Raw genomic sequence first — 25,014 nt, forward strand, 5'->3', positions numbered from 1 at the left:
AATTTTAAGTTTTAACATGTCAGTTAGAAAATTAAAACCAATCACACCAGGTCAGCGTTTTAGAGTAGTAAATGGGTTCGACGCTATTACTACTGATAAGCCGGAAAAGTCATTATTGGCACCGATAAAAAGGTCTGGAGGTCGAAACAACAGTGGTAGAATGACAATGCGCTACGTAGGTGGTGGTCATAAAAAGAGATACCGTCTTATCGATTTTAATAGAGATAAGTTTGGTGTTGAAGCTACTGTAAAAACAATTGAGTACGATCCAAATCGTACAGCATTTATTGCATTAGTAGAATATGCTGATGGAGAAAAAAGATATGTAATTGCTCAGGCTGGTTTACAGGTTGGACAAACTATCGTTAGCGGTCAAGAGGCTGTTACTCCAGATGTAGGTAATGCAATGCCTTTGGCAAACATTCCTTTAGGTACAACAATTTGTTGTATCGAATTAAGACCAGGTCAAGGAGCTGTTATGGCTCGTTCTGCAGGATCTTTTGCACAGTTAATGGCAAAAGAAGGAAAGTATGCTACTGTTAAATTACCGTCGGGTGAAACAAGATTAATCTTGTTAACTTGTTTAGCAACTATTGGAGTTGTATCTAATTCAGATCACCAATTACTAGTTTCTGGTAAAGCTGGTAGATCTAGATGGTTAGGTAGAAGACCAAGAACTAACGCTGTAAGAATGAACCCAGTTGATCACCCAATGGGAGGTGGTGAAGGACGTTCTTCAGGAGGTCACCCAAGATCTAGAAATGGTATACCTGCTAAAGGATACAAGACAAGATCTAAGACAAAAGCGAGTAATAAGTATATTTTAGAACGTAGAAAAAAATAAGACGACATGGCACGTTCATTAAAAAAAGGACCTTACATTTTTCATAAGCTAGAGAAAAGAGTTATAGCGAATGCTGAATCAGGAAGTAAAGATGTGATCAAAACTTGGTCTAGAGCTTCTATGATTACTCCAGATTTCGTTGGTCAAACTATTGGAGTTCACAACGGAAGAACTTTTGTACCAGTATATGTTACAGAAAACATGGTAGGTCATAAATTAGGAGAGTTTTCACCAACACGTACCTTTAGAGGTCACGGTGCAGACAAGAAAAATAAAGGAAAAAAATAGTAGGATATGGGAGTTCGTAAACATAATATGGCAAAACAGATCAAGGAAGCAAAGAAAGGTGTTGCTTTCGCTAAATTGACTGGTTGTCCTACATCACCAAGGAAAATGAGATTGGTGGCTGATTTAGTAAGAGGAGTAGAGGTTGAAAAAGCTTTACAAATCTTGAAATTTAGCTCTAAGGAAGCATCTATCAACGTTGAAAAGTTATTGTTGTCTGCAATTGCAAACTGGCAAGCTAAAAACGAAGATGCAAGCATAGAAGAAGCTAATTTATATGTGAAAACCATTACTGTAGACTCTGCAGCAATGTTAAAGAGATTAAGACCAGCACCACAAGGTCGTGCGCATAGAATTCGTAAGCGTTCTAATCACGTTACTATTGTGTTGGGAAGTAAAAACGTTGAAGAAAGCAAATAATCATAAGTAGAAATGGGACAAAAGACTAATCCAATAGGAAATCGTTTAGGAATCATCAGAGGATGGGACTCAAACTGGTACGGAGGTAATGACTACGGAGATAAAATTGCTGAAGACGATAAGATAAGAAAGTACCTTAACGCAAGATTATACAAAGCTAGTGTTTCTAGAATAATCATTGAGCGTACTCTTAAACTTGTAACCGTTACTATCACTACTGCTAGACCTGGTATTATTATCGGAAAAGGTGGACAAGAGGTAGACAAGTTAAAAGAAGAGCTTAAGAAGTTAACAGGGAACGAGGTACAGATCAATATTTTTGAAATTAAACGTCCTGAGTTAGATGCTAAGTTGGTTGCAGCAAGTATTGCTCGTCAAATTGAGAATAGAATCTCATACAGAAGAGCTATCAAAATGGCTATTGCAGGATCAATGCGTATGAACGCAGAGGGAATCAAAATTCAGATTTCTGGACGTTTAAACGGTGCTGAAATGGCACGTTCAGAGCACTACAAAGAAGGTAGAATTCCTCTATCTACTTTTAGAGCCGATATTGATTATGCTTTGGTTGAAGCTCATACTACTTACGGGAGACTGGGAGTTAAAGTATGGATTATGAAAGGCGAGGTATATGGAAAGCGTGAGTTATCTCCGTTAGTAGGTATGTCTAAGAAATCTGGAGGTAAAGGAGGAAACTCTGGAGCTAAAAGAGGACCTCGTAAAAGAAAATAATTTTTCACAAAAATTAGAATTTAGAAATGTTACAGCCTAAAAGAGTAAAGTATCGTAAGGTACAGAAAGGTAAAGGTAATTTAAAGGGGAATGCCAATAGAGGTAACCAATTAGCCTTCGGGATGTTTGGTATCAAATCTATGGAGCAAGCTTTAATTACTTCAAGACAAATAGAAGCAGCGCGTATTGCAGCAACTCGTTATATGAAAAGGGAAGGACAATTATGGATTAAAATATTCCCGGACAAGCCTATTACTAAAAAGCCTTTAGAGGTACGTATGGGTAAGGGTAAGGGAGCCCCAGAATATTTCGTAGCTGTAGTAAAGCCTGGTAGAATCTTATTTGAAATCGGTGGTGTACCATTTGATGTAGCTAAAGAAGCATTGCGTTTAGCAGGTCAAAAGATGCCAGTGAAAACTAAGTTCGTTGTTGCGAGAGATTATGATAACGCTTAATATCTAAAGAGACATGAAACAAGCAGAAATTAAAGAATTATCAGTAGCTGACTTACAAGAGAAGTTAGCAACTCTTAAGAAGAGCTATTCAGATCTTAAAATGGCTCATGCAATCTCTCCGTTAGAGAATCCGTTAGAGTTAAGATCTCTAAGAAAGACGGTAGCGAGAGTAGCGACTGAGTTAAATAACAGAGAACAATAATAGAATTTTACAAGATGGAAAATAGAAATCTTAGAAAAGAAAGAATTGGTGTTGTATCTAGCAACAAAATGGACAAGTCTATTGTTGTATCTGAAGTTAAGAAGGTAAAACACCCAATGTACGGAAAGTTCGTATTGAACACTAAGAAGTACGTTGCACACGATGAAACAAACGACTGCAACATTGGAGATACGGTAAGAATCATGGAAACAAGACCTTTAAGTAAATCTAAGCGTTGGAGATTAGTAGAAATCCTAGAAAGAGCGAAATAATATGTTACAAACAGAATCAAGATTAAACGTAGCAGATAACACTGGAGCTAAAGAGGTTTTAGTGATCCGTGTTTTAGGAGGAACAGGAAAGCGTTATGCTTCTTTAGGAGACAAAATTGTTGTGACTGTAAAGTCATCAACTCCTAATGGAAACGCTAAAAAAGGTCAGGTATTCAAAGCCGTAGTTGTTCGTACTTCTAAGGAAGTAAGAAGAAAGGACGGATCTTACATTCGTTTTGACGATAACGCTTGTGTTTTATTAAATGCAACTGGTGAGATGTCTGGAACTCGTGTATTTGGACCTGTAGCAAGAGAACTTCGTGATAAGCAATTCATGAAAATTGTATCATTAGCACCTGAGGTGCTTTAAAATTTGTAAATCAAATGGCAAAGTTTAAAATTAAATCAGGAGATACAGTAAGAGTTATTGCTGGAGATCAAAAAGGTAAAGAGGGAAAGGTAGTTAAGATTTTAACTAACGATAATAAAGCAATTGTAGAAGGTGTTAACTTAGTTAAGAAACACACAAAGCCTAGTGCTCAAAACCCTCAAGGTGGAATTATTGAAAAAGAGGCTGCTTTACCAATTTCAAACTTAGCAATTGTAGTAGATGGAGACACTACTAGAGTTGGATTCAGATTTGAAGATGGAAAGAAAGTTCGTTTTTCTAAAAAAACAGATAAAGCAATTTAATCATGAGTTATATTCCAAGACTTAAGCAAGAGTACAACGATAGAGTTAAGGCAGCCTTAACTGAAGAGTACGGATATAGCAATGTAATGCAAGTTCCTAAATTAGAGAAAATAGTTATCTCTAAAGGTGTAGGTGCTGCAATTGCAGATAAGAAATTAGTAGATTACGCTGTAGAAGAGTTAACTACTATTTCTGGACAAAAGGCAGTAGCTACATTGTCTAAAAAGGATGTTGCAAACTTTAAATTACGTAAAGGTGTACCAATTGGTGCTAAAGTTACTTTACGTGGAATTAAAATGTACGAATTCTTAGACAGATTAATCACAGCTTCTTTACCTCGTGTAAGAGATTTTGGTGGAATTAAAGCTACTGGATTTGATGGACGTGGAAACTATAACTTAGGTATTACTGAGCAAATTATTTTCCCAGAAATCAATATTGACCAAGTGAAAAAAATCGGTGGTATGGATATTACATTTGTAACATCTGCAGATACTGATAAAGAAGCAAAGTCTTTATTAACAGAATTAGGTTTACCATTTAAAAAGAACTAATCATGGCTAAAGAATCAATGAAAGCTCGTGAGAGAAAAAGAGCTAAAACTGTTGCTAAGTATGCTGAAAAGCGTAAAGCATTAAAAGAAGCTGGAGATTACGAAGCTTTGCAAAAATTGCCAAAGAACGCTTCTCCTATTCGTAAGCACAACCGTTGTAAGTTAACAGGAAGACCAAAAGGTTATATGAGACAATTTGGTATCTCTCGTGTTACTTTCCGTGAAATGGCTAACCAAGGATTAATTCCAGGTGTTACAAAAGCAAGTTGGTAAAATTTTTAAGAATTAAATTTTAGATGCTAACCTGAAAGTAGATATTAGATTTTAGTAATCAGGATTCATATATCTGATTACTAAAATTTAAGTACTAATATCTAACTCGGCGATAATCTAAACCAATACAAATATTATGTATACAGATCCAATAGCAGATTTCTTAACAAGAATAAGAAATGCTTATTTAGCAGGACACAGAGTAGTGGAGGCTCCTGCATCAAAAGTTAAAAAAGCAATCACAGAGATTCTTTTTGACCAAGGGTATATTTTAAGTTATAAATTTGAAGAGAACGAAGTTCAAGGTTCTATCAAAATAGCTTTAAAGTACAACGCTGATACTAACGAATCAGTAATTAAGAAAATTGAAAGAATTTCAACTCCAGGTTTACGTAAGTACGTTGGTGTTGAAGATTTACCAAGAGTGTTAAACGGATTAGGTGTTGCTATCGTTTCTACTTCTAAAGGAGTAATGACGTCTAAGCAAGCTAAAAACGAGAACGTTGGTGGAGAAGTAATTTGTCACGTTTACTAAAAAATAGAATAGTATGTCAAGAATAGGAAAAAGCCCAATCGCAATTCCAGCTGGTGTTACTGTTACTATTAACGGAGACACAGTTACAGTAAAAGGAAAATTAGGAGAATTAACTCAAGAATTAACAGATGGTATTTCTGTTAAAGAAGAAGATGGAACTTTAACTTTAGAGCGTCCGTCTGAATCTAAGCCACATAGAGCTAAACATGGTTTATATAGAGCTTTAATCAACAACATGCTTGTAGGAGTTTCTACAGGATGGTCTAAGGAATTAGAATTAGTTGGGGTTGGTTATAGAGCATCAAACCAAGGAAATGTTTTAGATTTAGCTATTGGATATTCACACAACATTGTGTTGAGTATTGCACCAGAAGTTAAAGTTGAAACAGTGTCAGAAAAAGGGAAAAACCCAATCGTTAAACTTACTTCTTTCGATAAGCAATTGGTAGGTCAAGTAGCTGCAAAGATTCGTTCTTTCCGTAGACCTGAACCGTACAAAGGAAAAGGAATTAAGTTTGTAGGTGAAGAATTAAGAAGAAAAGCAGGTAAATCTGCATAATTTATAGTATTATGGCATTATCAAAGCTTGAGAGAAGACAGAGAATTAAGCGTAGAATTAGAAAAATTTCTACTGGGACTACAGCTAAACCAAGATTATCTGTGTTTAGAAGTAACAAAGAAATTTACGCTCAATTAGTAGACGATAACGCAGGAGTTACATTAGCTTCTGTATCATCTAGAGATAAAGAAATCGATGCAAAAGGGACTAAGGTTGAAGTTGCAGCATTAGTAGGTAAAGCAATTGCTGAAAAAGCAGCTACTGCAGGAGTAGAAACTGTAGCATTCGATAGAAATGGTTATTTATACCATGGTAGAGTTAAAGCATTAGCTGAAGCAGCTAGAGAAGCTGGTTTAAAATTTTAAGAAAATTATATTATGCAAGGATATAAAAACGTAGAAAGAGTTAAGCCAAGCGGATTAGAATTAGTAGATCGCTTAGTAGCTGTAAACCGTGTAACTAAGGTTACAAAAGGAGGACGTACTTTCGGATTTTCTGCAATTGTTGTTGTAGGAAACGGAGATGGTGTTGTTGGTTACGGATCTGGTAAATCTTTAGATGTTGCATCTGCAATTGCTAAGGCTGTGGAAGAAGCTAAGAAAAACTTAGTTCGTATTCCTTTATTAAACGCAACGTTACCTCACGAACAGAAAGGTAAATTTGGAGGATCTAAGGTATTATTATTACCTGCCTCTCACGGTACCGGAGTTATTGCAGGGGGTGCTGTACGTCACGTATTGGAATCTGTTGGAGTACACGATGTATTATCAAAGTCTCAAGGATCATCTAACCCTCATAACGTAGTAAAGGCAACTTTTGATGCATTATTACAATTGAGAAGCCCTCAGCAGATTGCTGCAGAGAGAGGAATTTCTTTAGACAAAGTATTTAACGGTTAATATTGAGTACCATGGGAAAATTAAAGATAACACAAGTAAGAAGCCAAATTAACCGTACGCAAATTCAAAAAAGAACTTTAGCGGCATTAGGTTTAACTGGTATAGGTAAGGAGAAGTTACATGAAGCAACTCCTTCTATTTTAGGAATGGTTAAAAAAGTTGAACACTTAATTTCTGTAGAAGAAGTTAAATAAGATATAGAAAATTATGAGTTTAAATAATTTAAAACCTGCTAAGGGGTCTGTAAAAAGTAGCAAGCGTATCGCAAGAGGAGAAGGTTCTGGACACGGTGGAACTGCTACAAGAGGACACAAAGGTGCAAAGTCTCGTTCTGGATATTCTAGAAAAGTAGGATTCGAAGGAGGGCAAATGCCATTACAAAGAAGAGTACCTAAGTTTGGATTTACAAACGTAAACCGTAAGGAATACCAAGGAATCAACTTAGATAAGTTACAAGCTTTAGTAGATAATGGTAAAGTTACAGATACAGTAGATTTAGCTGTATTGGTTAAAAACGGTTTAGCTAGCAAGAATGAATTAGTGAAGATTTTAGGTGGAGGAGAGTTAAAGGCTAAATTAAACGTAACTGCTCACAAATTTACAGGATCTGCTAAGGCTGCTATCGAAGCTGCTGGAGGAGAAGCTGTAGCTTTATAATTTAAACAAGTAGATGAAGAAATTTATCCAAACATTAAAAGACATTTGGTCTATAGAAGAATTAAAAGGTAAGATATTATTAACTCTAGGGTTAATGGCAATTTACCGATTCATGGCACAGGTAACTTTGCCAGGTATTGATCCTCAACAGTTAACTGATTTAGGGACCAATACAAAGGACGGTCTTTTAGGTTTATTAAGCGCATTTACAGGTGGTGCATTCTCAAGAGCTTCTATTATGGCTCTTGGGATTATGCCATATATATCAGCATCTATTGTGGTTCAGTTAATGGGAATTGCTGTTCCTTATTTACAAAAATTGCAAAAAGATGGTGAAAGTGGTAGGAATAAAATCAACCAAATAACACGTTGGTTAACTATTGGAATTACTATTGTTCAAGGTGGTGCTTATTTAACAAGTTTACCTACATTAGGAATTCCTGCTGAAGCTTATTTATTAGGTCAAGGCGGTATGTTCTGGATTTCTTCAATGATTTTGTTAACTGCAGGAACTGTTTTTGCAATGTGGTTAGGAGAACGTATTACTGAAAAAGGAATTGGTAACGGTATTTCGTTATTAATTATGATTGGTATTATTGCTCGTTTTCCAGGTGCATTTGCTCAAGAAGTAGTTTCTAAGATATCAGGTGATGCAGCTGGTGGATTAATGATGATTTTATTAGAAATTATTATTTGGTTTGCCATTATTTTAGCTAGTATATTATTAGTAACTGCGGTTCGTAGAATTGCCGTTCAATATGCTAGACGTACTGTAGTAGGAAGTATTGACGATGCACAAGGTGCTAGACAATACATTCCATTAAAACTTAACTCTGCAGGAGTTATGCCAATTATCTTTGCACAAGCTATTATGTTTGTACCAGGATTAATTGCTAGAAACTCTGACGGAACAGTACAAACAGTTTTCAACTGGTTCTCAGATTTTAACGGATGGGGTTACAATATTTTATTTGCGGTATTAATTATTGTGTTTAGTTACTTCTACACAGCAATCACAATACCAACAAATAAGATGGCAGATGATCTAAAAAAGAGTGGTGGATTTATCCCTGGGACTAGACCAGGAGTAGAAACTGCAGAAAAATTAGATAATATTTTGTCAAAAATTACGTTACCTGGATCTATTTTCTTAGCTTTGCTGGCTGTTTTTCCGGCGATAATTGTTCATTTCGGTGTACAACAGAACTGGGCACTGTTTTATGGAGGTACTTCGTTAATTATTATGGTAGGTGTTGCTATAGACACTATCCAACAAATTAACTCGTATTTACTAAACAGACATTACGATGGTTTAATGAAAACAGGAACTAAAAGAAGAGCATCTTAAATTATGGCAAAACAAGCATCCATACAACAAGACGGTACTATTACCGAAGCATTATCTAACGCAATGTTTAGAGTTGAGTTAGAAAATGGTCATATAGTTACTGCTCATATTTCTGGTAAAATGCGTATGCATTACATTAAGTTGTTACCAGGAGATAAAGTTAAACTAGAAATGAGTCCTTATGATTTATCTAAGGCTCGTATTACTTATAGATACTAAAAATATCATACGATGAAAGTAAGAGCATCAATAAAGAAGAGAAGTGCCGAGTGCAAGATTGTGCGTAGAAAAGGCAGATTATATGTAATTAATAAAAAGAATCCTAGATTCAAACAAAGACAAGGTTAGTTATGGCAAGAATTTCAGGTATTGACATTCCAAAGAACAAGCGTGGTATAATCGCTTTGACTTATATTTTTGGAATTGGACCAAGTAGAGCTAAAGAAATCTTAGCAAACGCAGGAGTAGACGAGAACATCAAAGTTCAAGATTGGACAGATGAACAAATTGGAGCTATTCGTGAGCAAGCAGGAACTTTCACAATCGAAGGTGAGTTACGTTCAGAGATCCAGTTAAACATCAAACGTTTAATGGATATCGGATGTCAAAGAGGAATCCGTCACAGAGCTGGATTACCTTTAAGAGGTCAAAGAACAAAGAACAACTCTAGAACAAGAAAGGGTAAACGTAAAACTGTAGCGAACAAAAAGAAATAATTAAGTCATGGCTAAATCAAACACTAAGACCGCTAAAAAGCGTAAAGTTATTGTTGAAGCTGTTGGAGAAGCGCACGTTACTGCATCTTTTAACAACATCATCATTTCTTTAACAAATAAAAAAGGAGATGTAATTTCTTGGTCATCTGCTGGTAAAATGGGATTCCGTGGTTCTAAAAAGAACACTCCTTATGCTGCGCAGACTGCTGCTGAAGATTGTGCTGCTGTAGCACATGAGTTAGGATTACGTAAGGTAAAAGTTTACGTAAAAGGACCAGGTAACGGTAGAGAATCTGCTATCCGTACTATTCACAATGCTGGAATTGAAGTATCAGAAATTATTGATGTTACTCCATTACCACACAACGGATGTAGACCTCCTAAGAGAAGAAGAATCTAATTTTTTTTATATTTATTAACTATAAATCGACACTTAAAGTTATCGAAGGAGCACGCCTTAATTCATAACTGTCGATTTTTAATTTTTTATTATGGCAAGATATAATGGACCTAAAACTAAAATTGCTCGTAAGTTTGGAGAAGCAATTTTTGGTGACGACAAGTCTTTCGAAAAACGTAACTATCCTCCTGGACAACATGGTCAGGCAAAGAAAAGAGCAAAACGTTCTGAATATTCTTTACAGTTACAAGAAAAGCAAAAAGCAAAATATACTTACGGTATCTTAGAGCGTCAATTCTCTAACTTGTTTAAGAAAGCTTCTGCTAGTAAAGGTATTACTGGTGAGGTTTTATTACAGTTATGTGAATCTCGTTTAGATAACACAGTATTTAGAATGGGATTGGCAAACTCTAGAAGAGGATCACGTCAGTTAGTATCTCATAGACATATTACTGTTAACGGAGAAATCGTTAATATTCCTTCTTACCAATTAAAGCCAGGAGATGTTGTTGGTGTAAGAGAAAAATCTAAATCACTTACAGTAATTGAGAACAGTTTAGCTAGTTCTTCAGCTGTTTATGAGTGGTTAACTTGGAATACTGATACAAAAACTGGTACGTTTGTTGCTGTACCGGAAAGAATTCAAATTCCAGAAAACATCAAGGAGCAATTAATCGTCGAGTTGTACTCGAAATAATAAATAGACACCAGTTAGCTATGGCAATATTAAATTTTCAGAAACCAGATAAAGTTATTATGATCGAATCTACCGATTTTGAAGGTAAATTCGAATTCAGACCGTTAGAACCAGGTTTTGGTTTAACTGTAGGTAATGCTTTGAGAAGAGTATTATTGTCGTCTTTAGAAGGTTTCGCTATTACTTCTTTACGTATCGAAGGAGTTGAGCATGAGTTCTCAACTGTAGAAGGTGTTGTAGAGGATGTAACAGAAATCATCTTAAACTTAAAGCAAGTTCGCTTTAAGCAACAAATAGAGGACACCGACAAAGAATCAGTATCGGTATCTGTATCAGGTCAAAACCAAATAACTGCTGGTGATATTCAAAAGTTTACTTCTGGATTTCAAGTATTAAACCCAGATTTAGTAATATGTAACTTAGATAGTTCTGTATCTGTTAGTTTTGATATTACTATTGAAAAGGGTAGAGGATTTGTACCTGCTGAAGAAAACAAGAAGATAAATGTACCTATGGGAACTATCTTTACAGATTCTATTTACACTCCAATTAAGAATGTAAAATATGCTGTAGAGAACTACCGTGTAGAACAAAAGACTGATTATGAAAAATTAGTTTTTGACATCGTTACTGATGGTTCTATCAACCCTAAGGACGCATTGACTGAAGCTGCTAAGATCTTAATTCACCACTTTATGTTATTCTCTGATGAGCGTATTACATTAGAGGCTGATGAGATTGCTAGAACAGAGACTTATGATGAAGAGTCATTACACATGAGACAGTTGTTAAAAACTAAGTTGGTGGATATGGACTTATCAGTAAGAGCATTAAACTGTTTAAAAGCTGCTGAAGTAGAAACATTAGGTGATTTAGTATCATTTAATAAAAACGACTTAATGAAGTTTAGAAACTTTGGTAAAAAATCTTTAACAGAGTTAGACGAATTGGTAAACGTTAAAAATTTACATTTCGGAATGGATTTAAGCAAATACAAATTAGACAAAGACTAATTTATAGTATAAAAGCAAAAGTTAGATGTTAAAATTTTTAATGTCTAACTTTTACTTTTAAAAAATTAATAATTTAAAAACCCCTTTCATAATTTGCTCCCCAAAAGGGTAAGAAGCAAGATGAAAGCACAAATCATTTTACAATGAGACACGGAAAGAAATTTAACCACTTAGGGAGAAAAACTGCTCACAGAAACGCAATGTTATCTAACATGGCTTGTTCATTAATAGAGCACAAAAGAATTAACACTACTGTAGCTAAAGCAAAAGCTTTACGTCAGTTTGTTGAGCCAATTATCACCAAGTCTAAAGAAGATACTACTCACAACCGTAGAGTTGTTTTTTCTTACTTAAAGAACAAGTATGCAGTTAGTGAGTTATTCCAACAAATTTCTGTAAAAATTGGAGATAGACCAGGTGGATATATTCGTATCATCAAGTTAGGAAACCGTCAGGGAGATAATGCTCCTATGGCAATGGTTGAATTGGTTGATTACAACGAAATTTACAACCCTAATGGAGCTAAGAAGAAGAAAACTACACGTAGAAGTAGAAGAAAAGCTACTGATGCTGTAGATACTGCTGCTGAAGCTCAAGTAGAAGCTACTGATGCAACTGAGAAATCAGAAGAGTAGATGATTACTTAAAAATCAAAATATCAAAAGGATAAACTATTTTTTAGTTTATCCTTTTTTTATATTTGCAAAAATATTTTTTAAAAACATTCTTTGTTGAAAGCTTAGGTGACAAACCTCCACCCAACAATAAAAACAACTTTTATGAAGTACAAAGAATTAAAAAAAGCAATTTTATTACTAGAAGACGGTACTGTATTCGAAGGTAAAGCAGTAGGTGTAGAAGGTACAACTATTGGAGAAATCTGTTATAATACAGGAATGACAGGTTATCAAGAGATTTTTACAGATCCTTCTTACTTTGGACAAATTATGGTAGCTACCAATGCTCATATTGGTAATTACGGTGTAAATAATGACGAAGTAGAATCTGATGGTATTAAAATAGCTGGTTTGGTATGTAGAAACTTTAGTTATGAGTTTTCTAGAGACCGTGCAGATGGATCTTTAGAGGAATATTTTAAAAAGCATGGATTAATTTCTATTACAGATGTAGATACGAGAGCAGTTGTAAGCTATATTCGTGAAAATGGGGCTATGAATGCGTTAATTTCTACAGAGGTGGAAGATATTGATGCGTTAAAAGCTAAGTTGTCTGATGCTCCAAGTATGAAAGGATTAGATTTAGCTTCTGTTGTTTCTACAAAAGAGCCATATTACTATGGGGACGAAAATGCAACGTATAAAGTTTCTGCTTTAGATTTAGGTATTAAAACAAACATTTTAAGAAATTTAGCAAAAAGAGATTGTTACATTAAGGTTTTCCCTTGTACAGCATCTTTTGAAGATATGGCTTCTTTTGAGCCTGATGGATATTTCTTATCTAATGGACCTGGAGATCCAGAACCATTAAAATCTGCTCAAGAGGTAGCTAAGACTATTATAGAGAAAGATTTACCTTTATTTGGTATTTGTTTAGGACACCAAACAATTGCTTTATCTCAGGGAATTTCTACTTATAAAATGCACAATGGGCATAGAGGTATTAATCACCCAATTAAGAACTTAATTACTGGAAGAGGAGAAATTACTTCTCAGAACCATGGATTTAATGTTGTAAGAGAAGATGTAGAGAAAAGTGATAATGTAGAAATTACACATGTACACTTAAACGATAATACTGTTGCTGGTATTAAAATTAAAGATAAAAATGCTTTTTCTGTGCAGTATCACCCAGAGGCAAATCCTGGACCACACGATGCCGCTTATTTATTCGATCAATTTGTTGATAGTTTAAAGAAATAAGTTAAAAATCATATAAAATAAAAGCCCTCTTTTTAAGAGGGCTTTTTTTATAACTTAATAGCATCATCTATAACACAATTAGCTCCTTCTAATTTGTCTAAATGAATTTTATAGTCAAAAACTTCTTGGCTATATTCTCTTCTTCTATTTTTATTACTAGATAAACGAGTCCTAGAACGTACAAAACGTCTAATATCGTCTAAGGTGTTTAATTTTAAAGTAGGTACTTTTGCATTGGTACCATCTTCATTTTTTGCTACCATTACAAAATAAGAAGAGTTACAGTGTTTTTCTTCTCCTGTTTGTATATTGGTAGAAACAACTCTAATTCCAACCGTCATAGAGGTATTACCTACGTAGTTTACCCTGGCTTTTAAGGTTAAAAACTCTCCTACACTAACAGGGTTTACAAAGTCTACTGTATTTACAGAAGCCGTAACAGCATATTTACCTGAATATTTAGAGGCACAGGCAAACGCAATCTGATCCATAAGGTTTAAAATATATCCTCCATGAATTTTACCACTAAAATTAGAGTGGATAGGTTTCATTAATTCTGTTATTTCTACAGCCGAATCTTGTGGGGTTTTTATTATAGTTGTCATAATTTTTTTTTAGTTTAATATAGATTGATATAGTGCTATTGTCTTGTCTACAGTTGTCTCAATATCAAAGATGTTTTGAACTCTTTTATATCCTTCTATTCCAAATTTTTCTCTGTTTTCTTTTGATTTAATCAATAAGTTAAGCTTTTCTGCAATAGATTTAGGGTTTTTGTTATCGGCAATATATCCACTAACTCCATTATCTACTAATTCTGTACATCCACCAGCATTGGTAACAACAACAGGCTTTTTTAAACACATTGATTCTATAATAGCTCTTCCAAGCCCTTCGTTTTTAGATGTTTGGGTGTATATATGCGCTCCCATCATTAAATTCTTTATATCACTTCTTAAACCTAATTGTAAAATTTTGTTTTTAAGTTTACTCTTAGAAGCTAATTTTTTTAAGTCTTCACTATCAGTATTTTTTCCTACAAATACAAAATATACGTCTTTGGTATTCTGGATATAATTGGTTGCTTTCATTAAGTATTTCATACCTTTTACAGGTCTATGGTGAGCAGCAGATAGTATAATTATAGCATTTTTAGGTATTCCTAGTTCTGAATAATCAAAAGGAGTAGTGTTATTAAACCAATCAGTATTATAACCTTTATAGATTGTAATAACTTTGTTTTTTTTAAAAAGTTGTTTTTTTAAATGCCTAGTAATATCTTTACTTATAGATATAATCTTGTCTAATCTAAAGTTTAAATAGGTTCTATAAGCTAATGGATCGTGCCAATGAATGCTTGTAGACCCCATGTAACCAATAATTTTTACTTTTACTTTTTTTAACGCTTTACAAGTGTTACTAGTATAAGCTCCTCCAAAGACATGAACAATATCAAACTGATTATTTACAACCGTTTTTTTTAACCTATCGGCAAAAAGTTTGTCATTTTTGCTTTTTGCTCGATCCTCTATATAAGGCACATTATTTTCTAGTAAGATGCTTTTAATTTCATCAGAAAAATGACCTTGTATAGTTACATCAATACCTCTATGATGCATGATTATAAATTGTTTTAACTGTGCTTCATATAGCGAAAGGTTTCCATTATAGTTCCCAATAGTCAATATCTTCATACTATTTGTATATTTTCTTAGATTCATCCCAGTATACGTCCATTTCTTCCAGAGATAATTCTGTTAAATCAATCCCTTTTTTAAGGGTTTTCTCCTCTAGGTATTCAAAACGTTTTTTAAACTTTTCATTGGTTCTAGCTAAAGCGTTTTCAGGATTTACACCAATAAAACGCGCATAATTTACCATAGAAAATAACACATCACCAAATTCAGCTTCAATTTGGTCTTTGTTTCCTTTTTTAATTTCTTCGTTTAGTTCTGTAAGTTCTTCTTGTACTTTGGCCCATACTTGTTCTGGGTGTTCCCAATCGAAACCTACAGCAGATACTTTAGATTGAATTCTATTGGCTTTTACTAAAGCAGGTAAGGAGCTAGGAACTCCTTGTAATACAGACGTATTCCCTTTTTCTTTTAGTTTTAATTTTTCCCAATTCTCTTTTACTTCTTCTTCGCTTTCTACTTTAACATCTCCATATATATGTGGATGTCTATGTATTAACTTTTCAGAAATTGCATGTGCTACATCACCAATATCAAAAGCTTTTTTTTCGCTTCCAATTTTAGCATAGAAAGCAATGTGAAGTAACAAATCTCCTAACTCTTTCTTAATTTCTTCTAAGTCGTTTGTTAGAATGGCATCTGCAAGCTCGTAAGTTTCTTCTATGGTTAAATGCCTAAGAGACTCTAAAGTTTGTTTTTTGTCCCAAGGACATTGTTCTCTTAGTTCGTCCATTATAGTTAACAAACGATCTATAGCAGCTAGTTGTTCTTTTCTAGAATTCATATGCTCAAAGTAAAAAGAGTTATAATTCCTTGTAAATCTAGAAATTATAACTCTTTTAAAAGTCTTGTTTGGTAAAAATTATTCAGCAGCGTTTTCTTGTTGTGCTTCTTCTAATTTTTGAATGTCTTCTTTAATTGTTTCAAAGTTAAATTCAGCTTTTACTAAAACGTTGTACCATTGAATCACTTTTTTGATGTTAGAAACGTATACTCTTTCTTCATCATATTCAGGTAAAACTTCGCTAAATAAGTTTGTTAATTCTCCATTAGAAGATTTGTGACTGATAGCTTCTTTCCCTTCGAACTTTTCGTGAATGTTTAAAAACACCTGTCCTAAAGCGATCTCAGTTTCATATGTATATATTCCAATATCACTTAATACACTTACGTTTTGTGTATTTTTTACTGGAGCTTTTTTTCCATCTACTAAAGAAGTTGTAATAAATCCACCTTTAGTTTGTCCTAAAATTTCGTATAAACCTGGTTTACCAGCAATGGCAATAATTTTTGTTAAACTCATTTTCCTTAATTTTTATTATTTTCTTTTTGCGCTATGGTAACGCATTCTGTAGTCAGCACCTACTTTTCCTTTTGATATATTTTCTAATTTTCTTTTTATCAGACGTTTCTTTAAAGATGATATTTTATCTGTAAACAAAACTCCTTCTATATGATCGTATTCGTGTTGAAATACTCTAGCGGCTAAACCAGTTAAGGTTGCTTTTTGTTCTTTAAATTCGTCGTCTTGATACGTGATATGAACCGTTTCTTGTCTGTAGACATCTTCTCTAACATCAGGAATACTTAAACAACCTTCTTCAAACGGCCATTCGTCTCCTTCTTCGCTTACAATTTTTGGATTGATGAATACTTTTCTAAACGTAGCTAACATTTCTCTTTCTTCTGGAGTTGACTCTTCATCTTCTGCAAAAGGAGTTGCATCTACAACAAATAAACGGATAGATTTACCAATTTGTGGAGCTGCTAAACCAACACCGTTAGCATTTTCCATTGTTTTCCACATATTTTCAATCAAAGTAGCCAAGTCTGGATAATTCTTATCAATTTCTTTTCCTACTTTTCTTAAAACAGGATCTCCGTATGCAACAATAGGTAAAATCATAATATTTGCTAAAATTTGTGCAAAAATACGAATTAGGAGTGAACAATTAGCAATGAGTAATTAGCAATTTACAATGTGCGGTTAACAATTTATAATTTACAATGTACAGTGAGTAATTTGCAATGAATAATTTACAACGAGTAATGACCAATTTGCAGTTAACAGTTTACAATGCATAGAGAGGAATGTACAACTAACAATGGTTGTGAGTTTTTAATAGATAGTTATTGCTCTTAGAAATGACGAATTGTGAATTACAATAATTCCAAACGCCTAACTATATTTTTCTAAATACCACTGAATTGTTTTTAAAATTCCTGATTCGAAATTCTCTTCTGCTTGCCAACCCAACTCTTTTTCAATTTTAGTTGCATCTATAGCATAACGTCTATCATGACCAGCTCTGTCTTCTACAAATGTAATTTGATCTTTGTAACTTCCTGCAGTCTTTGGTTGTAGTTCGTCTAGAATTTCACAAATCTTAGCAGCAATGTAATTGTTATTACGTTCATTTTTTCCTCCAATATTGTATACTTCTCCTGCTGTTCCTTTATGATAAGCTACATCTATTCCTGTACAATGGTCTGTTACATACAACCAGTCTCGTATATTCTTACCATCTCCATAAATAGGAATATTTTGGCCTTTAAGAGCTTTTCTAATTACTGTAGGAATTAATTTTTCATTGTGTTGTTGGGGTCCATAATTGTTAGAGCAATTGGTAATAATAGTATCCATTCCATAGGTATGGTGATAGCTGCGAACCAACATGTCGCTACTAGCTTTAGAAGCACTGTAAGGCGAGTTAGGAGCGTATGGTGTAGTTTCTGTAAATAAACCAGTTTCACCTAAAGTACCATAAACCTCGTCGGTAGAGATGTGTAAAAAGCGGCAATTTGTGTATTCTTTTTTAGCAACAAAAGGTTTTTCCATCCAGTGCTTGTAAGCAACATCTAGTAAGGTAAATGTTCCGTTTACATTGGTTTGTATAAAAACATCTGGGTTGGTAATAGAATTGTCTACATGCGATTCTGCTGCAAAATGTATAACCCCTTGTATGTTATTTTCTTTAAATAGTAATTCTATCAATTCTCTATCACAAATATCACCTTTTACAAAGGTATGTCTTTTATGATTTTTAATCTTAGCCAAGTTCTCTAGATCCCCAGCATACGTTAATTTATCGAGACTAATGATATGATAATCAGGGTATGTTTCTATAAAGTGATATGTGAAATTAGAACCGATAAAACCAGCCGTTCCAGTAATTAAAATTGTTTTCATTAGATGTTTTTTAGGCATTGAGTCAGAGACTCTTTCCAGTGTGGAATTGTAATTCCAAAAGTGCTTTTAATTTTTTCTTTATCTAAGATACTAAATAAAGGTCTTTTTGCTTTTGTTGGGAATTCACTTGTTGTAATAGGTGATACCTTAATTTCGGTTGCTGTTTGCGAAAATATTTCTTTAGCAAAATCGTACCAACTGCAGTTACCATTATTAGAGTAATTATAAATTTCTACAGAGGTGTTTTTTATTTTAGGTACAATTTCTAGTATTGTTTTTGCTAAGTCTGCTGCATAGGTAGGGGTTCCAACCTGATCTGATACAATTTTTAGTTCTTTTTTTGTTTTGGCCAATTGCAGCATGCTTTTTACAAAGTTGCTGCCAAAACTAGAATATACCCAAGAGGTTCTTATAATGATAGAGTTTAGTGGGTTTATTTCTTTTAAAGCTTGTTCTCCCTTTAGTTTAGAAGCACCGTATACATTATTAGGGTTGGTTGAATCGGTTTCTAGGTAAGCTTGACTGTTTGTTCCATCAAAAACATAATCTGTAGAAATATGTACTAATTTTAGATTTAATTCTTTGGCAACTATAGCCAAGTTCTGAGTTCCTACATGGTTTACAGCAAAACAATCTTCTATAGCATCTTCGGCTTTTTCTACATTGGTATAAGCTGCACAGTTTATAATTACATCAATACTGTGCTTAGAGCAGTATTCTTTTACTTTAGCAAGGTCTGTAATATTTAAATCTAGAGAAGCTGTAAAGTAAAACTTAAATTGCACGTATTGCTCCGAGAGTTTTTTAATTTCTGAACCTACTTGTCCAGTGGCACCAGTAACTAATATATTACTCATACAAGTTTAAATTAAAGTCGAATAATGCTGCGTTTTCTAAACTTGGGTTTTTTGTGTCTTTTTCAGAAAGGATAAAATGATGAGCATCCATCCCCCAATTAATATTCAATGAAATATCGTCATAAGCAATTCCTCTTTCATCCCTAGGGCTATATGGAGCATCTATTTTATAACTAAATATAGCAGTATCGCTTAAGGTAATATAACCATGTGCAAACCCTTTAGGAATTAACAGTTGTTTTTTGTTTTCTGCAGATAACTCTACAGCAACGTGTTTGCCAAAAGTAGGCGAACCTTTACGAATGTCTACGGCAATATCTATAACTGTTCCTTGTATAACGCGGACTAGTTTTGTTTGTGCAAAAGCTCCAATTTGGTAATGTAAACCTCTTAGGACACCCTTACTAGATTTAGATTCATTATCCTGACAGAAATTTAAATCGTATCCCAGTAAAGATTCAAATTCCTCTTTTTTATATGCTTCCATAAAATATCCTCTGTGATCTCCATAAACTGTAGGTTCACATAATATAACATCTGGAATTTCTGTAGGAGTGTATTTCATTTTATTTATTAGCTTTCTTTATTAAATATTGTCCATATTCATTCTTACTCATTTTTTCACCCAAAACTAATAATTGTTCTTTGTTAATATATCCTTCTTCAAAAGCAATTTCCTCTATACAAGCAATTTTTAAACCTTGTCTTTTTTCTATGGTATGTATAAAATTACTGGCTTCTAACATAGATTCGTGCGTACCAGTATCTAGCCAAGCATAGCCTCTTCCCATTATCTCTACGTGTAATTTGTTTTTTTCTAAGTAGACTTGATTTACCGTTGTAATTTCCAATTCTCCACGTTCGCTTGGCTGAATGTCTTCTGCAATTTTAATAACATCGTTAGGGTAAAAGTACAGTCCAGAAACAGCATAGTCACTTTTAGGATTTTCGGGCTTTTCTTCTATACTAAGAACATTGCTATGTTCATCAAACTCTACCACACCATAGCGTTGAGGATTGTTGACATAGTAGCCAAAAATGGTCGATTTTTTTTCGGTTTGCAACCTGTCTATAGAACTTCTAAGCAGTTTGGTGAACCCTTGTCCGTAAAATATATTATCTCCTAAAATTAATGCAACATCGTCTGTTCCAATAAAGTTTTTACCTATTATAAATGCTTGTGCTAAACCCTCTGGTTTGGGTTGTACTGCATAAGAAATATGAATTCCTAGTTGGCTTCCATCACTTAATAAGTTTTGAAAACGTACGGTGTCTTCGGGAGTGGTAATAATTAAAATATCTTTAATACCTGCCAACATAAGTACAGATAGCGGATAGTATATCATTGGCTTGTCGTAGATAGCCAATAACTGTTTACTAGTTGCTTTTGTTAGTGGATACAATCTTGTGCCAGACCCTCCAGCAAGTATAATTCCTTTCATGGTAAGTTTTCTGTAGAGTGAATGTACTTATTTTTGTAGCGTATTTAAAAATTCTTGTAAGATAATAGTAGCACTAATTTTATCTACCAATCCTTTGTTTTGTCTTTTCTTTTTTCCAATTCCGCTTGCAAGCATCGTGTCAAAAGCCATTTTAGAGGTAAAACGTTCATCAAACCTTTTTATAGGAATATGGTGATATGTTTTTTCTAACTTGCTTATAAATTCTTTAATGTGAACTTCACTTTCGCTATGGCTTCCATCCATTTGTTTCGGTTCTCCAATAACAAAAGTATCAATCTTCTCTTCTTTTGTTATTTTTTGCAAAAAAGCAAAAAGTTCTTTGGTAGCAATGGTATCTAGTGCAAAAGCAAAAGTTTTGGAGGTATCAGAAATTGCAACTCCTGTTTTCTTTGTACCATAATCGATGGAAAGTATTTTAAATTCAGCCTTTAACATAATTAAATGCGAAAATAAGGAATGATATGATATTAATTTATTTATAAGTGGTATTTTTTTATAATTTTGGTCTTCTTTGGAGTTAGGTAAATTTTAACCAAAATTAATAAATGAAAATATCTGTTATAATTTCATATTACAAAGCTTTAGATAATTTAAAGCTAATACTTTTAGCTTTACAAAATCAGTCTGTAAAAGATTTTGAGGTAGTAATTTCTGAAGATGATAATAATCCAGAAACTCCTTTGTATATTAATGAGAATAGTAATAAATATAATTTTAGAATTCTTCACACCTACCAAGTGATAGATGATGGTTTTAGAAAAAATTCTATGTTAAATAAATCAATTATTGCTTCTAATGGTGATTTTTTAATCTTTATAGATGGAGATTGTATTCCAGATAAAAATTTTATTAAAAATTATATTAAATTTTATCAGCCTAATACTTTGATGAAAGGAAGAAGAGTAATGTTGGGTGAGAAAATTTCTAAAGAAATTAAAGAAACCAATTCTCTTAAAAAGTTATCTTTTAAAGGGATACTTTTTTCTGATTCTACAAAGAAAAAAGAAGCTATATATTCTCCTAAGCGACCTATAACTTTTTCTAAAAAAGTAAAGGGATTGCTAGGTTGTAATTGGGGAATAGATAAGCAGTCTCTTATAAATGTAAATGGATTTGATGAGGATTATGTAAAGCCGTCTGTAGGAGAGGATACAGATGTTAACTGGAGATTACAAAAAAATGGCGTTAAGAGTATATGGGTGAAAAATATTGCAGTAGTTTATCACATTTACCATGACCATAAATATTCTAAAGAGGATAACGATTTTAATGTTGCTCTTATGGAAAAGAAAAAAAGAGATGGTTTTTACTTTTGTAAAAATGGAATAAAGAAATAAGAATTTAAGCAAATCATATCATAACTCAATGAAACCTTTAAAATGTTATCTATTAAAAAAGAAATACGATTTACCTAAAGAGGTAGAGCCTAAAGTCATGTCTATTAATGATAGCTTTTCTGAGATGGTAAATAGGTTTAAGGAAAATAAACCTTTTTATTTTGTTCGTTTTGGAGATGGTGAGTTTAAGACTTTAATGGGGCATAATCATAGAAATTATGTTTTTAATCCTGGTTTAGCTAAAGAACTGCAAGAGTCTTTTACCATAGATCACAAAGATTACTTAATTTCTCTCCCAATTAATTATCCTTTTGATGAATATTGGGCTCAAGGAGTTTACAAAAGATTTAATTGGCAAGATGATATGGTTAAACTTATGGCTGAAAGGTCTTTAAAGTTTAAATCACTTTATCATAATCCGTGTATTATTCATTGTAAACTAGTTCGTAAGCCTAAAGAGCTAAAAAGCTTTTTAGAAGAGCAGATTAGACCCAAAAAGAAGATGTTTATAGGTGGAGCAAGTAAAGAAGATGCAGAGAAATTGTTTGGTAAAATTGATTATTATGTACAAACTCCTTTTAAAAGCGCTTACGAAGAAATAGATTTGTGGTGGCCCAGTGTTGAAAAATATGCAAGGGATGTTGATTTAATTATCCCTTCTATTGGGAGTTCTTCTAATGTGGTAGCTACAAGGTTATGGAATGCAGGAGTACGATGTTTTGTTGTTGATTTTGGTTCTATAATAGATGCTGTTGGTCTAAAGAAGACAAGAGGATGGATTAAAAGACAAGGACATAAAATTGAGAAAGTTTTACCAGAAGGAGCCTTAGAAATTTCATTAAAACAAAGAGTTTCTTTTTTATTAAAGAATATAAGATATTATATACAAAGACAGATTAACTAATCTCCCTTTTTTATTCCAAACGGAGTAAAATTAATTTTATTTTTTCGGGTGTTTTTTCTGATGTTATTGTTAATTTCCCAACTTTCTTTATTCATGTATCCCCTAGGGTGGTCTAGGTGTATAACAATGGCACTATAACGAATTTGTTTAGATTTTATACCTAAATTTACCAATCTTTCACCCAGTTCTCTATCCTGACCTCCATATTGCATTCTTTCATCAAACCCATTTATAGCTACAATATCTTTTTTCCATCCAGAAGCATTATGTCCATTCCAAGTTGCTTTTGTAGGAGTTACCCAGTTTAAAAAGGTGGCCTTTTTTCCAAAAGAGTTTAGCTTGTTGTTTTTAAAAGATTTTTTTAATCCATTATCTAATAACCACTTTAAATTAAAACATGCTTGATTTTCGATATATTCTTGGTTTATTTTTTCAGAAATAGTCATGGTTAGTTTGTAGTAACCACCAGATAGAAAGTATCCAGGCTCCTTATGTGTGTTGTGTACTTCAATGAAATCTTTTCTAGGTATACAATCACCATCAGACATTATTATGTAGTCTGTTTTACAAGCTAAAATAGCTTTGTTTAGTATTTGAGATTTTTGAAAACCATTATCTTCATGCCAAACATGAGTTATAGGATATTGAGCTTCAAAGTTTTCTATCATTTCTTTGGTATCCTCTCTAGATCCATCATCAGCTATTACAATTTCAAAATTTTGTAAAGTTTGCTGGTTATAACCAATCAGTACTTTTTTTAACCATTCTTTGGAATTATACGTGCTAATTATTACAGAAATAGATTTGTTAAACATATTCAGATAGAATTTTATTTGATGCAAAAATAAAAGTATTGTATCAATAAATTGTACTTTTGGATTAACAAATAAAAAAAGGCTTAATAGCATATACTTTAAAAGAATTATATAATGAGAATTTGTATAACTAGAACTAAAAAAACTTCATATTCAGAAACCTTTATTAAAGATCAAATTGATGGTTTTTCTAAATTCTCAGAGGTGTTTACTGTTCATACAAGTCGTTTTCCAGAAAGATCAGAAGATGGAAAATTATTAAGTCCTTATTTTTTTTGGATAATGCATAAAGTAATAAAGGGAATTGTTGGAAGGAATAATTTCTTTAGTAATTATGGAATGAAGAAGTTTTTAGATGAGAATAAGATTGATGTTGTTTTATGTAATTATGGGACGACAGGCTCTCATATGGTGCCTGTTTGTAAGGCACTTAACATTCCTTTAGTAGTAATTTTTCATGGGCATGATGCAACGGAGAAGAAAATACTTAAAAAATATTTAAGTAAATATAGAACGTTATTTAACTATAACACAAGACTAATTGCTGTTTCACAAGAAATTAAGAGAAAACTTGTTAGTTATGGAGCGGAATCTAGTAAGATAGAGGTGATTCCTTGTGGTGTGGATATAACGAGGTTTAAGCCAGATGAAAGTATTACAAGAAAGAATCAGTTTTTATCAGTGGGTAGATTTGCAGTAAAGAAAGGACCCCTTTACACTATTAAAGCTTTTAAAGAGGTTGTAAAGAAATACCCTGAAGCTAGGTTAATAATGGCTGGTTCAAAGGGGGGCTTATATCCAGAATGTGTAAAGCTAGTAGAGGCCTTAGGGATAGAAAAAAATATAAATTTTACAGGGGTTTTAAAACCAACAGAAGTGTCAGAATTAATGAAGTCTTCTATCGCTTTTGTACAGCACTCTATTACTGCACCTAATGGAGATATGGAAGGGACACCAGTAAGTATTATGGAAGCGAGTGCGTCTTGTTTACCTATTATTAGTACTAAACACGGTGGTATTAATGATGTTGTTGTTCATGGGGTAACAGGTTTTTTAGTTGATGAGAAAGATGTTGAAGGAATGTCTAATTATATGCTAAGGCTTTATGAAGATAGGAAAGAAGCAGAAGAGTTAGGGGAAAAGGCAAGAATACATATAAAGGAAAACTATTTACAGTCTAAACAAATAGAAAAAATAAACAATCTAGCCATGGTTGCTATTAATAGTTAATTTTTTACTGTATTATATTAATGTCTTTTCGATGGTTAAATCAATATATTTGTACGGTAATCGGTTGTTAAAATTGAATATAATATTTGTA

Annotated in this window: 40 protein-coding genes; 29 read left to right on the forward strand and 11 right to left on the reverse strand. The window is 33.2% G+C overall.

Going from position 1 to position 25,014, the window contains the following annotated elements; all coding sequences use genetic code 11:
* Window positions 1-16: 16 nt before the first annotated feature.
* The 26 genes from rplB (at window position 17) to carA (ending at window position 13,433) form a co-directional block, all read left to right on the forward strand.
* Window positions 17-844: a 50S ribosomal protein L2 gene (rplB, locus tag ACXHHC_RS13825; protein ID WP_458226961.1), complete on the forward strand. Its 828-nt coding sequence runs from the start codon at window positions 17-19 to the stop codon at window positions 842-844.
* A 6-nt stretch (window positions 845-850) separates the two neighbouring features.
* A complete protein-coding gene (gene rpsS / locus ACXHHC_RS13830) occupies window positions 851-1,132 on the forward strand; it encodes a 30S ribosomal protein S19 (RefSeq protein WP_458226962.1) in 282 nt (93 codons plus the stop codon).
* Between the two features lie 6 nt (window positions 1,133-1,138).
* Window positions 1,139-1,549, forward strand: a complete 411-nt coding sequence (gene rplV, locus ACXHHC_RS13835) for a 50S ribosomal protein L22 (RefSeq protein WP_458226963.1) — start codon at window positions 1,139-1,141, stop codon at window positions 1,547-1,549.
* A gap of 12 nt (window positions 1,550-1,561) precedes the next feature.
* Window positions 1,562-2,281 carry a 30S ribosomal protein S3 gene (gene rpsC, locus ACXHHC_RS13840; protein ID WP_458226964.1) on the forward strand — a complete coding sequence of 240 codons (720 nt, stop codon included), beginning with the start codon at window positions 1,562-1,564 and terminating at the stop codon, window positions 2,279-2,281.
* A gap of 26 nt (window positions 2,282-2,307) precedes the next feature.
* A complete protein-coding gene (gene rplP, locus ACXHHC_RS13845) occupies window positions 2,308-2,736 on the forward strand; it encodes a 50S ribosomal protein L16 (RefSeq protein WP_458226965.1) in 429 nt (142 codons plus the stop codon).
* A 13-nt stretch (window positions 2,737-2,749) separates the two neighbouring features.
* Window positions 2,750-2,938, forward strand: a complete 189-nt coding sequence (gene rpmC, locus ACXHHC_RS13850) for a 50S ribosomal protein L29 (protein WP_458226966.1) — start codon at window positions 2,750-2,752, stop codon at window positions 2,936-2,938.
* 14 nt (window positions 2,939-2,952) lie between these two features.
* A complete protein-coding gene (gene rpsQ, locus ACXHHC_RS13855) occupies window positions 2,953-3,210 on the forward strand; it encodes a 30S ribosomal protein S17 (protein ID WP_010137075.1) in 258 nt (85 codons plus the stop codon).
* Window position 3,211: 1 nt separating this feature from the next.
* Complete coding sequence (gene rplN, locus ACXHHC_RS13860; protein WP_458226967.1) at window positions 3,212-3,580, forward strand: 50S ribosomal protein L14; 369 nt, start codon at window positions 3,212-3,214, stop codon at window positions 3,578-3,580.
* A 14-nt stretch (window positions 3,581-3,594) separates the two neighbouring features.
* The gene (rplX, locus tag ACXHHC_RS13865) at window positions 3,595-3,903 is read left to right on the forward strand and encodes a 50S ribosomal protein L24 (protein ID WP_458226968.1); all 309 of its coding nucleotides are present in this window, start codon (window positions 3,595-3,597) and stop codon (window positions 3,901-3,903) included.
* A gap of 2 nt (window positions 3,904-3,905) precedes the next feature.
* Window positions 3,906-4,457 (forward strand): 50S ribosomal protein L5, encoded by a 552-nt coding sequence (gene rplE / locus ACXHHC_RS13870; protein ID WP_458226969.1) that lies wholly within the window; start codon window positions 3,906-3,908, stop codon window positions 4,455-4,457.
* 2 nt (window positions 4,458-4,459) lie between these two features.
* Entirely contained in the window at window positions 4,460-4,729 is a 270-nt protein-coding gene (gene rpsN / locus ACXHHC_RS13875) for a 30S ribosomal protein S14 (RefSeq protein ID WP_458226970.1), read from the forward strand.
* A 136-nt stretch (window positions 4,730-4,865) separates the two neighbouring features.
* A complete protein-coding gene (gene rpsH / locus ACXHHC_RS13880) occupies window positions 4,866-5,264 on the forward strand; it encodes a 30S ribosomal protein S8 (RefSeq protein WP_458226971.1) in 399 nt (132 codons plus the stop codon).
* A gap of 13 nt (window positions 5,265-5,277) precedes the next feature.
* A complete protein-coding gene (gene rplF / locus ACXHHC_RS13885; protein WP_458226972.1) occupies window positions 5,278-5,823 on the forward strand; it encodes a 50S ribosomal protein L6 in 546 nt (181 codons plus the stop codon).
* A gap of 11 nt (window positions 5,824-5,834) precedes the next feature.
* Window positions 5,835-6,188 (forward strand): 50S ribosomal protein L18, encoded by a 354-nt coding sequence (gene rplR, locus ACXHHC_RS13890; RefSeq protein WP_458226973.1) that lies wholly within the window; start codon window positions 5,835-5,837, stop codon window positions 6,186-6,188.
* Window positions 6,189-6,197: 9 nt separating this feature from the next.
* The gene (gene rpsE, locus ACXHHC_RS13895; RefSeq protein WP_458229258.1) at window positions 6,198-6,722 is read left to right on the forward strand and encodes a 30S ribosomal protein S5; all 525 of its coding nucleotides are present in this window, start codon (window positions 6,198-6,200) and stop codon (window positions 6,720-6,722) included.
* Window positions 6,723-6,733: 11 nt separating this feature from the next.
* The gene (gene rpmD / locus ACXHHC_RS13900) at window positions 6,734-6,916 is read left to right on the forward strand and encodes a 50S ribosomal protein L30 (RefSeq protein ID WP_458226974.1); all 183 of its coding nucleotides are present in this window, start codon (window positions 6,734-6,736) and stop codon (window positions 6,914-6,916) included.
* Window positions 6,917-6,929: 13 nt separating this feature from the next.
* The gene (gene rplO, locus ACXHHC_RS13905) at window positions 6,930-7,379 is read left to right on the forward strand and encodes a 50S ribosomal protein L15 (protein WP_458226975.1); all 450 of its coding nucleotides are present in this window, start codon (window positions 6,930-6,932) and stop codon (window positions 7,377-7,379) included.
* A gap of 13 nt (window positions 7,380-7,392) precedes the next feature.
* Entirely contained in the window at window positions 7,393-8,727 is a 1,335-nt protein-coding gene (gene secY / locus ACXHHC_RS13910; RefSeq protein ID WP_458226976.1) for a preprotein translocase subunit SecY, read from the forward strand.
* A gap of 3 nt (window positions 8,728-8,730) precedes the next feature.
* Entirely contained in the window at window positions 8,731-8,946 is a 216-nt protein-coding gene (infA, locus tag ACXHHC_RS13915; RefSeq protein WP_010137062.1) for a translation initiation factor IF-1, read from the forward strand.
* A 12-nt stretch (window positions 8,947-8,958) separates the two neighbouring features.
* On the forward strand, window positions 8,959-9,075 hold the full coding sequence (ykgO, locus tag ACXHHC_RS13920) for a type B 50S ribosomal protein L36 (protein WP_013621733.1): 117 nt from the start codon (window positions 8,959-8,961) through the stop codon (window positions 9,073-9,075).
* Window positions 9,076-9,077: 2 nt separating this feature from the next.
* Window positions 9,078-9,443, forward strand: coding sequence for a 30S ribosomal protein S13 (rpsM, locus tag ACXHHC_RS13925; RefSeq protein WP_458226977.1), 366 nt, complete (start codon window positions 9,078-9,080; stop codon window positions 9,441-9,443).
* A gap of 7 nt (window positions 9,444-9,450) precedes the next feature.
* Window positions 9,451-9,843, forward strand: a complete 393-nt coding sequence (rpsK, locus tag ACXHHC_RS13930; RefSeq protein ID WP_458226978.1) for a 30S ribosomal protein S11 — start codon at window positions 9,451-9,453, stop codon at window positions 9,841-9,843.
* Between the two features lie 91 nt (window positions 9,844-9,934).
* Complete coding sequence (rpsD, locus tag ACXHHC_RS13935; protein ID WP_458226979.1) at window positions 9,935-10,540, forward strand: 30S ribosomal protein S4; 606 nt, start codon at window positions 9,935-9,937, stop codon at window positions 10,538-10,540.
* Window positions 10,541-10,560: 20 nt separating this feature from the next.
* A complete protein-coding gene (locus ACXHHC_RS13940) occupies window positions 10,561-11,553 on the forward strand; it encodes a DNA-directed RNA polymerase subunit alpha (protein ID WP_458226980.1) in 993 nt (330 codons plus the stop codon).
* A gap of 143 nt (window positions 11,554-11,696) precedes the next feature.
* A complete protein-coding gene (gene rplQ, locus ACXHHC_RS13945) occupies window positions 11,697-12,188 on the forward strand; it encodes a 50S ribosomal protein L17 (protein WP_458226981.1) in 492 nt (163 codons plus the stop codon).
* 144 nt (window positions 12,189-12,332) lie between these two features.
* Window positions 12,333-13,433: a glutamine-hydrolyzing carbamoyl-phosphate synthase small subunit gene (gene carA / locus ACXHHC_RS13950; RefSeq protein ID WP_458226982.1), complete on the forward strand. Its 1,101-nt coding sequence runs from the start codon at window positions 12,333-12,335 to the stop codon at window positions 13,431-13,433.
* A 47-nt stretch (window positions 13,434-13,480) separates the two neighbouring features.
* On the opposite strand, the gene ACXHHC_RS13955 is transcribed toward carA, so the two are convergent.
* The 10 genes from ACXHHC_RS13955 to ruvX all read right to left on the reverse strand — a co-directional run bounded on the left by ACXHHC_RS13955 (window position 13,481) and on the right by ruvX (window position 21,072).
* Window positions 13,481-14,038: an acyl-CoA thioesterase gene (locus tag ACXHHC_RS13955; protein ID WP_458226983.1), complete on the reverse strand. Its 558-nt coding sequence runs from the start codon at window positions 14,036-14,038 to the stop codon at window positions 13,481-13,483.
* Window positions 14,039-14,047: 9 nt separating this feature from the next.
* Complete coding sequence (locus ACXHHC_RS13960; protein WP_458226984.1) at window positions 14,048-15,127, reverse strand: glycosyltransferase family 4 protein; 1,080 nt, start codon at window positions 15,125-15,127, stop codon at window positions 14,048-14,050.
* A 1-nt stretch (window position 15,128) separates the two neighbouring features.
* A complete protein-coding gene (mazG, locus tag ACXHHC_RS13965; RefSeq protein ID WP_458226985.1) occupies window positions 15,129-15,911 on the reverse strand; it encodes a nucleoside triphosphate pyrophosphohydrolase in 783 nt (260 codons plus the stop codon).
* 78 nt (window positions 15,912-15,989) lie between these two features.
* The gene (locus ACXHHC_RS13970; protein ID WP_458226986.1) at window positions 15,990-16,430 is read right to left on the reverse strand and encodes a DUF5606 family protein; all 441 of its coding nucleotides are present in this window, start codon (window positions 16,428-16,430) and stop codon (window positions 15,990-15,992) included.
* Window positions 16,431-16,445: 15 nt separating this feature from the next.
* A complete protein-coding gene (gene def / locus ACXHHC_RS13975; RefSeq protein ID WP_458226987.1) occupies window positions 16,446-17,033 on the reverse strand; it encodes a peptide deformylase in 588 nt (195 codons plus the stop codon).
* Window positions 17,034-17,306: 273 nt separating this feature from the next.
* On the reverse strand, window positions 17,307-18,317 hold the full coding sequence (gene rfbB / locus ACXHHC_RS13980) for a dTDP-glucose 4,6-dehydratase (RefSeq protein ID WP_458226988.1): 1,011 nt from the start codon (window positions 18,315-18,317) through the stop codon (window positions 17,307-17,309).
* A complete protein-coding gene (gene rfbD, locus ACXHHC_RS13985) occupies window positions 18,317-19,174 on the reverse strand; it encodes a dTDP-4-dehydrorhamnose reductase (protein ID WP_458226989.1) in 858 nt (285 codons plus the stop codon). The genes rfbB and rfbD overlap by 1 nt, the downstream gene beginning before the upstream one ends.
* Window positions 19,167-19,739 (reverse strand): dTDP-4-dehydrorhamnose 3,5-epimerase, encoded by a 573-nt coding sequence (rfbC, locus tag ACXHHC_RS13990; RefSeq protein WP_458226990.1) that lies wholly within the window; start codon window positions 19,737-19,739, stop codon window positions 19,167-19,169. The genes rfbD and rfbC overlap by 8 nt, the downstream gene beginning before the upstream one ends.
* Window position 19,740: 1 nt before the next feature.
* Window positions 19,741-20,616: a glucose-1-phosphate thymidylyltransferase RfbA gene (gene rfbA / locus ACXHHC_RS13995; RefSeq protein WP_458226991.1), complete on the reverse strand. Its 876-nt coding sequence runs from the start codon at window positions 20,614-20,616 to the stop codon at window positions 19,741-19,743.
* 27 nt (window positions 20,617-20,643) lie between these two features.
* Window positions 20,644-21,072 (reverse strand): Holliday junction resolvase RuvX, encoded by a 429-nt coding sequence (gene ruvX, locus ACXHHC_RS14000; RefSeq protein WP_458226992.1) that lies wholly within the window; start codon window positions 21,070-21,072, stop codon window positions 20,644-20,646.
* Window positions 21,073-21,182: 110 nt separating this feature from the next.
* Between ruvX and ACXHHC_RS14005 the strand changes: the two genes are divergently transcribed.
* Window positions 21,183-21,974, forward strand: coding sequence for a glycosyltransferase (locus ACXHHC_RS14005; protein WP_458226993.1), 792 nt, complete (start codon window positions 21,183-21,185; stop codon window positions 21,972-21,974).
* A gap of 28 nt (window positions 21,975-22,002) precedes the next feature.
* Window positions 22,003-22,878, forward strand: coding sequence for a GT-D fold domain-containing glycosyltransferase (locus ACXHHC_RS14010; protein WP_458226994.1), 876 nt, complete (start codon window positions 22,003-22,005; stop codon window positions 22,876-22,878).
* Here the strand turns inward: ACXHHC_RS14010 and ACXHHC_RS14015 are convergent.
* Window positions 22,875-23,693: a glycosyltransferase family 2 protein gene (locus tag ACXHHC_RS14015; protein ID WP_458226995.1), complete on the reverse strand. Its 819-nt coding sequence runs from the start codon at window positions 23,691-23,693 to the stop codon at window positions 22,875-22,877. The genes ACXHHC_RS14010 and ACXHHC_RS14015 overlap by 4 nt on opposite strands.
* A 114-nt stretch (window positions 23,694-23,807) precedes the next feature.
* Between ACXHHC_RS14015 and ACXHHC_RS14020 the strand changes: the two genes are divergently transcribed.
* Window positions 23,808-24,923 (forward strand): glycosyltransferase family 4 protein, encoded by a 1,116-nt coding sequence (locus ACXHHC_RS14020; protein WP_458226996.1) that lies wholly within the window; start codon window positions 23,808-23,810, stop codon window positions 24,921-24,923.
* The last annotated feature ends 91 nt before the right edge of the window (window positions 24,924-25,014 follow it).

It is taken from the genome of Wenyingzhuangia sp. IMCC45574 (assembly GCF_054182685.1).